Source organism: bacterium (assembly GCA_004299235.1).
In the GTDB taxonomy this organism is placed as follows: Bacteria; Chloroflexota; Dormibacteria; order Dormibacterales; family Dormibacteraceae; genus SCQL01.
The window spans coordinates 1-7,686 of record SCQL01000020.1 but is presented as its reverse complement, the minus strand read 5'-3'; the positions used below and the strand labels follow the sequence as shown (position 1 = coordinate 7,686).

9 protein-coding genes are annotated in these 7,686 nt (G+C 67.2%); 3 read left to right on the top strand and 6 right to left on the bottom strand.

Annotation, left to right across the window (positions count from 1 at the left end; translation table 11 throughout):
• The first annotated feature begins 143 nt into the window (after nt 1–143).
• Nucleotides 144–593 (top strand): chromate resistance protein, encoded by a 450-nt coding sequence (locus EPN29_05680; protein TAN33471.1) that lies wholly within the window; start codon nt 144–146, stop codon nt 591–593.
• Here the strand turns inward: EPN29_05680 and EPN29_05675 are convergent.
• The 5 genes from EPN29_05675 to EPN29_05655 all read right to left on the bottom strand — a co-directional run bounded on the left by EPN29_05675 (nt 577) and on the right by EPN29_05655 (nt 4,923).
• Nucleotides 577–1,332, bottom strand: coding sequence for a hypothetical protein (locus EPN29_05675; GenBank protein ID TAN33470.1), 756 nt, complete (start codon nt 1,330–1,332; stop codon nt 577–579). The genes EPN29_05680 and EPN29_05675 overlap by 17 nt on opposite strands.
• 149 nt (nt 1,333–1,481) lie before the next feature.
• Nucleotides 1,482–3,200, bottom strand: a complete 1,719-nt coding sequence (locus EPN29_05670) for a PAS domain S-box protein (GenBank protein ID TAN33469.1) — start codon at nt 3,198–3,200, stop codon at nt 1,482–1,484.
• Nucleotides 3,197–3,418 (bottom strand): hypothetical protein, encoded by a 222-nt coding sequence (locus EPN29_05665; protein ID TAN33468.1) that lies wholly within the window; start codon nt 3,416–3,418, stop codon nt 3,197–3,199. The genes EPN29_05670 and EPN29_05665 overlap by 4 nt, the downstream gene beginning before the upstream one ends.
• Nucleotides 3,419–3,635: 217 nt before the next feature.
• Entirely contained in the window at nt 3,636–4,253 is a 618-nt protein-coding gene (locus EPN29_05660; protein ID TAN33467.1) for a methyltransferase domain-containing protein, read from the bottom strand.
• Nucleotides 4,246–4,923, bottom strand: a complete 678-nt coding sequence (locus EPN29_05655) for an ArsR family transcriptional regulator (GenBank protein ID TAN33466.1) — start codon at nt 4,921–4,923, stop codon at nt 4,246–4,248. Before EPN29_05655 ends, EPN29_05660 begins: the two co-directional genes overlap by 8 nt.
• Before the next feature lie 112 nt (nt 4,924–5,035).
• On the opposite strand from EPN29_05655, the gene EPN29_05650 reads away from it, so the two are divergent.
• Both EPN29_05650 and EPN29_05645 read left to right on the top strand, forming a co-directional pair.
• Nucleotides 5,036–6,133 (top strand): MBL fold metallo-hydrolase, encoded by a 1,098-nt coding sequence (locus EPN29_05650; protein TAN33465.1) that lies wholly within the window; start codon nt 5,036–5,038, stop codon nt 6,131–6,133.
• A 13-nt stretch (nt 6,134–6,146) separates the two neighbouring features.
• Nucleotides 6,147–7,397: an MFS transporter gene (locus EPN29_05645; GenBank protein ID TAN33464.1), complete on the top strand. Its 1,251-nt coding sequence runs from the start codon at nt 6,147–6,149 to the stop codon at nt 7,395–7,397.
• A 92-nt stretch (nt 7,398–7,489) separates the two neighbouring features.
• Here the strand turns inward: EPN29_05645 and EPN29_05640 are convergent.
• Nucleotides 7,490–7,686 (bottom strand): HNH endonuclease (locus EPN29_05640; protein ID TAN33463.1); only part of this gene is annotated, 197 nt, incomplete at its 5' end.

Sequence of the window (7,686 nt, the reverse complement as noted above, 5' to 3'; positions counted from 1 at the left end):
GGGCGCGGTTCGAACCGCGCCCGCACCTCGGGCTCCATGGGGCCTAATTGTCGATCGGGAGCGCCAGTGCGAAGGTGCTGCCGTGCCCGACCGCGGCGACAATAGCCCGAGCGACGATATTCCAGTGACAGGGAGGCGGACCGATGAAGTGGGTGACTCGGGAGAACGCGAGCGTCGACCGGATCGCATGCCCCTGGCTGGTCAAGCGGTTCATCGACCCGGAAGCGGAGTTCCTGTACGTGCCGGCGGCGGACGTGGCCCCGGTGGTTGAGCGTGAAGGTGCGATCCCATACGACGTCGCCGGCGTCGAGTTGGGCCACGTCGCCGGCCGGTGCAGCTTCGAGTCGATCCTCCTCAAATATGGGCTGCACGACCCTGCCCTGGACCGGCTCGCCCAGATCGTTCACGGCGCCGATGTCACAGAGGATGTGGGCGTCACGCCGGAGGCGGCGGGCCTCAAAGCCATCGCCCATGGGTTTGCCATGGTCCACGGTGACAACGACCACCTCAAGCTCGCCCTCGAAACGCCTCTCTACGACGCCCTGTATGCGTGGTGCAAGCACGAGGTGGGCCGGGTCAGGCCGCGGGCGTAACCCCGATTCCGTCGGGGTCGGTGCAGGCGCCGTCGACACGCCGGACCGCGAAGCTCTCCAGGCCCCTGACGCCCGCCTCAACGGGTGCCGCGCCGCGCCCCTCGAGCAGGTTGATCCCGAGGTGATGGTGGTAACCCTGCCAGCTCATGAAGCGCATCACTTGCCCCGCCTCGGCCATCAGCTCCATGCCCATCGACTCGTAAAAGGCCTGGCTGCGGTCCAGGTCGCCGACGTTGAGGTGCATGTGGCCGAGGACGGTACCGCCGGAGAACTTCTTGTCCGCTTGGGCGGCGATTCGGAGCAGGCGCTCGAAATCGAGATGGTCGGTGCCGATCTTGAGCCGTCCGTTGGGGTACTGCCACTCGCTGCGCGGCCGGTCCGCGTAGACCTCGATGCCATTGCCTTCGGGGTCGTCGAAATACAGGGCCTGGCTGACGTGATGCTCGGCCGTGCCGGTCAGCGGCAGCTTCTCTTCGAGCGCACGCCGCAGGAAGCCACCGAGCTCCGCCTCGCTTGGCAACAGGATGGCGAAGTGGAATAGGCCGGCGGTGTGCCGCGGCCGCTGGCGGCCTTCAGGCAGCGCCTTGAGGCGGAGCAGCTGCGAGCCCCCGGCGCCCAGGGTGGCCGTCTCGGCGTCACCGCTCATGCGGTTCAAACCGAACCGCTCGTAAAACTCAGCCTCACGCTCGAGGTCGAGGACCTTCAGCTCGACAGAGCCGAGCGGCCACTCAGAACCCATATCGGCCTCAATCTACCGGGTGCCGCGGGCATTCCCAACGCCCGCAGGACAATCGCCGAGCGCAGCGGGTTCCCGGCTGACTCTCGCCGGAAATCGAAAAAGCGGGGTGGGCCTGGCGCCGCGCGCAGCGAACACCAGTTCCGCTCGGGCTAATCCCTTCCCGCCGGCTCATCAGGCGCACCCGCCGGCAGCTTGAGGGTGAACACACTCCCCTTTCCCAGCTCGCTCACCACACCGACGTCGCCGCCGTGCAGCACCGCCAACCGTCTGGTGAGCGCCAAGCCGAGCCCGGTGCCCTCCTGCCGGCGCCCCGCGCTGGAGTCCAGCTGCTGGAACTCTTTGAAGAGGCGCCTGATGTCGGACTCGGCGATGCCGATGCCCGTGTCGGCGACCGAGATCTCGACCGCCTCGGCGAGGCGTCGCGCGCCGATGGTCACGCGGCCGCCCTCGGGCGTGAACTTGACCGCATTGGAGACGAGATTGAGAAGCATCTGCTGCAATTTGCCCGCATCCGCCCGCACCTGATAGCCGGCGCCGACGCGGGCTTCGATCCGGATTCCCTTCTTGGTCGCGAGAGGCTCGATCGTATTCAGAACCTGAGCCACGGCGCTGGCGATCGAAACGGTCTCGACCTCGAAAACCATTTCGCCGGCCTCGACCTTGGAGAGGTCGAGAATGTCGTTGATCAGCCCAAGCAGATGGCGTCCGCTCGAATTGATCTGCTGCAGAAACCTCTGTCGCGTGGCCAGGTCGTACTGGTTGGAGCTGTCATCGAGCATCAGCTCGGAGAAGCCGAGGATCGCGTTGAGTGGCGTGCGCAGCTCGTGGCTCATGTTGGCCATGAATTCACTCTTGTGCTGATCAGCAGCTTGCAACTCTGTGTTGAGGTCCCTGATCGCATCCTCCGCTTGTTTGCGTGCGGTGATGTCGCGCACGAAGCCGACGAACAGAACCTTTCCGCCCGGCGTTGAGGCGGGGGAGATGGCCAACTCCACTGGGAACTCGCGGCCTTCGCGGTCGAGCGCGCTGAGTTCGAGGACCTTGCCCAGCACGGGGCCCTCGCCAGTTGCCAGATAGCGGGCGAGGCCCGCTCGATGCCCCTCCCGGTACTGCTTGGGAACGATCGTGTCGACGAGGACCTTGCCCAGAGCCTCGTGGCGAGGCCACCCGAAGGTGGCTTCGGCCTGCGGGTTCCAGTCGGTGATCGCGCCCTGGCCGTCCATGGTCACGATCGCGGTGAGTGAGGTGTCGATGATCGCCTGCAAGCGGGCGTGTGATTCGGTCAGGTCCTGCTCGGCCCGCCTGCGCTCGGTGATGTCGCGAGTCACGTTGCCAAATCCACGTAGCCGGCCATCCTCGTCGCGAAGGGCGGTGATCACAGCGTTGGCCCAAAACCGGCTGCCGTCCTTCCTGACTCGCCAACCTTCGTCCTCGAACTTGCCAGCGCGGGCGGCTTCCTCGAGATCGCGGCTTGGCTTGCCTGCCTGGATTTCGCTGTCCGCATAGAAGCGAGAGAAGTGCCGGCCGACTATTTCGTCAGGTCGGTAGCCCTCGATTTGTTGGGCGCCAGGGTTCCATGAGGCGACGTTCCCGTCGGGGTCCAGGGTGATCATGGCGTGGTCCTTGACGCTGTTCATGAAGATGTGCAGCTGTTCGTTGACTGCCTGGCGCAGCTGATCCTCGACTCGGTGCTGCTCGCGATTGCGCTGGTCGAGGTCGTCGAGCAGCAGATTGAGCGCGATGGCCAACCTGGTCGCCACATCCTCAAGGTCCGGCGCGTCAGGCAGGGCAACCCGCGCCGCGGTGTCTCCCATCGACGCCGCCGACATGACCGAGAAGCAGTCGTCGAATGTCGGCGCTCGCGTCACGCCTCGATGCCCATCTTGCGCAGCGCGGCGGCGTTGCCTGTTGCCCTCTTGTGGCCCGTGCAGGTGATCGCGGCCAGGCGCGATCCCGGATCCCAATTCATCCGGATGGTGCCGCCGGTGACGGCCGGGAAGTCGCCTTCCACCGGGTGGAGCTTACGCCGCCGCGACGCCCAAAAGGCCTCATGTGCAACAGCTTCCCCGAACGTCGAGACGCTCACCGGCTCACGTCTACAAGAGCAGGCTCACTCCCGGCGACCGGCGGGATCAGGCCGGCTTGCGCGCTCGAATCGAGTAGCCGAGGGTGCCGAACTCCCGAGCGCTCTCCTCTCCCCGTGCGCCGGCGAACGTGTCAAGCGGGTTGGCGAGCTCGACGTCGAGGAGCCCGGCGCCGCCGATCACGGTCTCCCACCCTGCACACGGCAGGGCGCCGGCGATTCAACCCGTCCACAGATCGATGTTTCGGAGCGCCTCCTCCGGCACCGGCCGCTCCAGACAGATGTCCGCCACCGTCATCCGGCCGCCGGGCCGCAGGACCCGAAAGATCTGGCGGTAGACGCCGAGCTTGTCCGGGCAGAGGTTGATCACGCCGTTGGAGATGACGACGTCCGCCCAACCGTCCTCGACAGGAAGAGCCTCGATCAGGCCCTCCCGGAACTCGATGTTCTTCAGGCCGAGCCTGGCCGCCATCGAGCGGCTGCGCTCGAGCATCTCGGGAGTCATGTCGACTCCGATCACGCTCCCTTCGCCGCCCACCCACAGCGCGGCCAGCAACGAGTCCATACCGCCACCCGATCCAAGGTCCAGTACCCGCTCGCCAGGCTGAGGGCCACCCCAGTAAAAGGGATTCCCGACTTCCGCGAAGGCCTCGCACGCGGCTTCGGGAAGCTGGCTCAGCGGATGTGCTGGATAGCCCAACCGAACGGCATGGGCGCGGCCCGTATGGAAGTGATGCGGGTGCTGGGCGCCGGTCGGGTCGGCCGCCACCTCGCGGTACTTCTCGCGGACCTGGTGGCGAAGCTCTTCGAGATCGACCAGCTCGAGCATCTCAGCCATGGTTCATGACGGCGCCGATCCCTCGTCCGGCGGCCGCCCATTCCGGTAATCCGTCGGTGAGGTATCGGGCCGCGTAACCGTGCTCACGGAGGGTGCGAACCGCTGCCGGCGCAAAGGCACAGTACGGACCCCTGCAGTAGGCGACGATCTCACGCTCGAGCGGTAGCTCCCGCAACCTCTGCTCCAGCTCCGGCAGCGGAATCGACACAGCGCCGGCGACATGCGCCGCTTGATACTCCTCAGCCGGCCGGACATCGACCACCAGCAGGGGCTCGCCCGCCTTGAGCCGAGCGAGCAGCTCATCCCCGCTGATCGGTTCGAGGCCTTCCCGTGAACCGAGGTATGCCTCGACGAGGCCCTGCACCCCAGGCAGCCTCTCGACCGCCAGGGAGCGCAGGGCCACCCAGAACTGGTAGACGACCGGCGAGGCGAGCCGGTAGCGCACGCGCGTGCCGTTCCTGGCGGCGGCGACGAGTCCCGACTCCTTCAGGACCTGGAGGTGCCGGCTGGTGTTGGCGACCGACATCGCGACCTGGCGCGACAACTCCTCGACGCTTCGCTCGCCGTTGGCCAGCACGTCGATGAGCTCAACCCGCCGCCCACTTCCCAGGGCATGAGCGACCCGGGCGAATTGATCGAAAAGCTCGACCTTCAGCGCGTGATCCGCCATCGGTGGCCCAGTATCCCCCCGTCCGACCTCATTGTCAAGGGTTCAATTGATATCTTGACAATTTGAGCTCTGGGGCGGAAAATTTCGGGCAACGACTTCTGGTGATGGTTCGATGACGGCCGACAGCATCTCTCCCGAAGAGCTCCAGGAGCTTCTCGCAGCCGCACATGCCGTGACCGTGATCGACATCCGGTCGCCCGCCGACCGCGAGTGGTCGATCCCGGGAAGCCTCCGGGTCGATGCCTACGATGCCGTCCAAACGGGAAGCCTGGGCCCGCTCGCCGGACTCGATTTCCCACGGGGACCGGTGGTGACCGTTTGCGGGATGGGCGGAACCGCCGCCACCGCGACAGCCCTGCTGCGAGCCAGGGGAGTGCAGGCGCTGACGCTGGAGGGCGGGATGCGAGCCTGGTCGCTCGCCTGGAACACTGCCCAGACGACCGTATCCGGCTGCGAGGTCATCCAGGTCCGCCGGACCGGGAAAGGATGCCTCTCCTACATCGTCGCATCGGAATCCGACGCGGTCGTCATCGACGCCTCGGTCGATGTGAATGTTTATGTCCGGTTGCTTGGTGAGCATGGCTGGCGGCTGGTGGCGGTGACCGATACACACATCCACGCCGATCATCTCTCGCGGTCGAGAGCGCTCGCACAGCAGGCCGGCGCGGAGCTGTGGCTGCCCGCCCAGAACCGCGCCCGCTATGCCTTCCGACCTGTGGCTGACGGCGACCGGATCGGCTTCGGTGCAGCGCGATTGGTCGCCCTGCGCACGCCTGGTCACACCGCGGAGAGCACCACCTACCTTCTGGGGAAGGCCGCCGCCTTCACGGGCGACACCCTGCTCTTGGCCGGCGTGGGGCGGCCTGATCTCGAGGGTGGCGGCCGCGACGAGCCGGCGGCCCGCGCGCGTCAACTTCATCAGTCGATCGGTCGCATCCTCGAGCTGCCCCCGGCAGCGTTGGTGCTGCCCGGCCACGCATCACGGCCCGTTCCTTTCGATGGCCGGCTGCTGGCCGCGACCGCCGGCACGATCCGAAAAACGGTGGCCCTGACGCGGCTGGATTCGGAAAGGTTCGTCGACGTCGTTCTCGCGGGCATTCCGCCGGCCCCGCCGAATCACTTCCGAATCGTCGAGCTCAATGAGGGCGGCGAACTCACCGAGAATCCCAGCGAACTGGAGGCGGGAGCCAACCGCTGCGCGGTCGCCTGAAGCCGGCCGGCCCATGACGATCCCATTGCTGCCGATCCAACTCGGGCTGCGCGCGAATTGGCGGCAGTTCGCGCTCCTGGTGGCGATCAACGCCTTCGTCGGGGGCGTCGTCGGAGTCGAGCGCTCGACTCTGGCGCCGCTGGCCGCCCATGATTTTCAGATCGCCAGCCGGGCGGCGATCCTGTCCTTCCTGATCAGCTTCGGCCTGACCAAGGCCGCGAGCAATTTCATCGCGGGCCGCCTCGCCGACCGCCTGGGCCGCCGCGGCGTTCTCCTCGCGGGATGGCTGGCGGCGCTCCCGGTTGCGCCACTCATCATCATGGCGCCCGCCTGGGGCTGGGTGGTGTTGGCCAACGTCTTGCTGGGCGTCAATCAGGGCCTGGCCTGGTCTACGACCGTGAACATGAAGATCGACCTCGCCGGGCCCCGGCGGCGCGGGTTGGCCCTGGGCCTGAACGAAGCCTCCGGTTACCTGGCGGTGTCGGTCGCGGCAGCGGCCGGCGGGTTCCTCGCGGCGAACTACGGCATCCGCCCCACGCCCTACTTCCTCGCCGAGGCTCTCGCGGTATGTGGGCTGCTACTTTCGCTGCTCACCCGAGAAACCAGCCGGCACGTCGAGCTCGAGTCGGCCGGCGCCCTGCCGACGCGATCATTGGGCAACCTGGTGCTGGACGTCAGCTTCCGCGACCGGACGCTGTCCAGCACGTGCCAGGCGGGCCTGGTGAACAACCTCAACGACGGCATGGCCTGGGCGCTGCTGCCACTCTTCTTTGCCGCGCACGGTCTCGGACTTCGGGAGATCGGGCTCCTGGCCGGCGTCTACCCGGCCGTCTGGGGCGCTGGGCAGCTGGGCACGGGCTGGATCAGCGACCACATCGGCCGCAAGCGTCTCATCGTGGCGGGGATGCTGCTCCAGTCGCTCGCGATCGCGGGCTTCGTCCTCGTCCCGGGCTTGGCATGGTGGTTCGCGGCAAGCGTCCTGCTGGGGGCCGGCACCGCCCTTGTCTATCCGACCCTGCTCGCTGTCATCAGCGATGCGGCTCAGACTCCCGACCGGGCGACCTCGGTCGGCATCTACCGGCTGTGGCGCGACGCCGGCTATGCGGTCGGAGGCATCGTGGCCGGCGTGATCGCCGATGTTGCCGGCATCCCGGCGGCGATCCTCACCGTGGCCATGCTCACCGGTGTGTCAGGTCTGGTGGTCGCGGTTCGGATGCGCGAAACGGTGGGCAGATCGCGCGCACCGCGTGGAACCAAGTTCTAGGTTTGTCCTAATCCCCGAGTAGGCGAGACACCGGCTCCGCGATAGCGCGGCCTACGCCGCCCAGCGCACACCCGGCCCGCGCGCCCGCCGCATCACCACCCGCTCCGGCGGCAGGAAGCGGAACTCGCGCCCGGCCTTGACCACCTGCCATCCCCCCTCATGGACGAGTCGATGGTGAGCGAAACACAAAGCACGAGGTTGGCCAGGTCGGTCGGACCGTTTTTGCTCCAGGCGACGATGTGATGCGGCGTCGACCAGTTGACCTGGCGGTCGCAGCCCGGCCATCGGC